Annotated in this window: 2 protein-coding genes and 2 pseudogenes; all 4 read right to left on the bottom strand. The window is 45.9% G+C overall.

Features of this window, described 5'->3' with window-relative positions; genetic code table 11:
* Positions 1–682: pseudogene (locus AC4E7D_RS11420) on the bottom strand (hypothetical protein); the annotation flags it as partial.
* Positions 679–1,224 (bottom strand): RNA polymerase sigma factor, encoded by a 546-nt coding sequence (locus AC4E7D_RS11425; protein WP_490173922.1) that lies wholly within the window; start codon positions 1,222–1,224, stop codon positions 679–681. The pseudogene AC4E7D_RS11420 and the gene AC4E7D_RS11425, both read right to left, overlap by 4 nt.
* A 30-nt stretch (positions 1,225–1,254) precedes the next feature.
* Positions 1,255–1,671 (bottom strand): hypothetical protein, encoded by a 417-nt coding sequence (locus AC4E7D_RS11430; protein ID WP_490173923.1) that lies wholly within the window; start codon positions 1,669–1,671, stop codon positions 1,255–1,257.
* A gap of 75 nt (positions 1,672–1,746) precedes the next feature.
* Positions 1,747–1,881 (bottom strand): annotated as a pseudogene (locus AC4E7D_RS11435) (recombinase RecA); the annotation flags it as partial.

Genomic DNA, 1,881 nt, shown 5'->3' on the forward strand with positions numbered 1-1,881 from the left:
CAACCTTTTCTTCCCCGGTTTCAACCTCATCTTTGTTTTCAGCTACTCCTTCTAATAGCGCCTTCTGTTTTTCTGATTCGGAAGCGCGTTCTTTTTGGGTTGTCATGTTGCTGGCAAACCTGGCCTCCTCAGCAGCCGCTTCACCCGCCTCATGATTTTTAAAGCTGTCTTGCTCCTCATCATCCTGAAGGGCAAGGGCCTGATTTACTGACTGGTTTTTGTCCTTTTCACCGGATAGTTGTGTTCCATTAGAATTTGATGTTGTGGGCAGCCCTGTGTTTTCACTGGTGGCCACTTTGATTTCCGGTTCGGGCATTTCAGCAGTTTCTGTTTGAGGCACAGCTGAGGGTGTTTCTGATTGTCGAACATATCTCTCTTCTTTCTGCAATTGGTCGTTTTGCTGTAAATCCTGAGGTGTATTGGACGATTCCATTTCCACAGGTTGGTCCGTATCAGTGACCCCTTCAGGACTTGTTCCTGATCCTAGAGGTAGGAAGAGGTAAAGCAGCAGGGCCAGGGCTGCAGCAACACCCCCCAGTCGCCACCAGATGGGGACGACCCGCTTTTTTGATTTTTTCTTGTCCAGGGAAGCTGCAATGGATTCCCATACCCGCTCATCCGGGGTTTCCTGGTAGTCCTTGAGCCGGTCTTTAAATACCTGGTCTACGTGATTCTTTTTCATGTTTTACTGGTTTTAGCAGTAGTTCTATGTTGTTTTTTGATCTTTTGTTGTAAAATCATCCGGGCCCTTGCCAGGTTGGATTTTGAGGTTCCCAGGGAGGTCCCGAGGAGTTCACTGATCTCTTTATGCGAATACCCGTCCAGGACATAGAGGTTAAATGTGAGCCTGTATTTATTAGGCAGTTCCCGTATGTACTGTAATAAGGTTTGCAGGGACAGTTCTTCATTTTCCTCCAGCGTTTCCACGGCTTCTTTGTGATTTTCTGATATTAGGCTGAGGAATTCCTCCTTGCGGTATTTTTGAAGCACTGTATTGATAGTGATCCGTTTCATCCAACCTTCAAAAGAACCCTTGGATTTATATTGTCCAATTTTTTCATAGATCGTCATGAAGCTGTCGTGCAAATTATCTTCAGCTTCTGTCCGGTTGCGTGAGTATTTCAGACAGACACCAAAGAGGATACTCGCATAGGTCCGGTATAATTGTTCCTGAGCCTTGCGATCGCCTTTTTTGCAGGATGCTATGAGCGTATCCAGATTCAAATTGTTGGTCAGAATTAGTGGATTGAGCCCTTATGGGTTAACTGGTACGGTTATTTCAAAGTATTCCGAAACCCCGTTTTCATCTTCCCCTGTCCAGAATCGGAAAAGATAGGGTTCGCTATAAAGCACCTGGAAGTTAAAGGTCGCAGTTTCTTCCTCAACAACCTGGGCACATTCCCTGTCTTCCAGCTCAGACCCTATAGCAACCACATTTCGTGTAGTAGTGTCTTCCCTTCGGATGTCAAAACCCTCAAAGAAAACACAGGAATTGGGTTTGAGGTAGGTAACACTAACTTCATAGATGGCATTTACGTCAAAAGACTCCGGCAGGTCTGCACTGGTAATCTGCAGGGGTACGAAATGGTAGCTGATACCATCATCCTCGAGTTCGCAAGAAAACAGGCTTATAAGTAGCAGGCAACTCAGCCACAATCTTATATGCTTCATAACCATCAACACTTTTATCATCTAAGATGAATAAAATGAGAAAAGGTTGCTTTAACGCCCGCTAACACGGGTCCTTTAGTCCTTTAGCGTCTGAATGGCGTCTTTGATCTTGGCTTCCAGTTCTTCGAGCAATTCCGGGTTGTCTTGCAGAAGGGACTTTACGGCATCGCGCCCCTGTCCCAGTTTGGTGTCCCCGTAGCTAAACCAGGA

It is taken from the genome of Lentiprolixibacter sp., assembly GCF_982873095.1.

Coding starts and splice junctions, on each gene's coding strand:
- AC4E7D_RS11430 (WP_490173923.1), bottom strand. CDS start 1,671: ATGAAGCATATAAGATTGTGGCTGAGTTGCCTGCTACTTATAAGCCTG.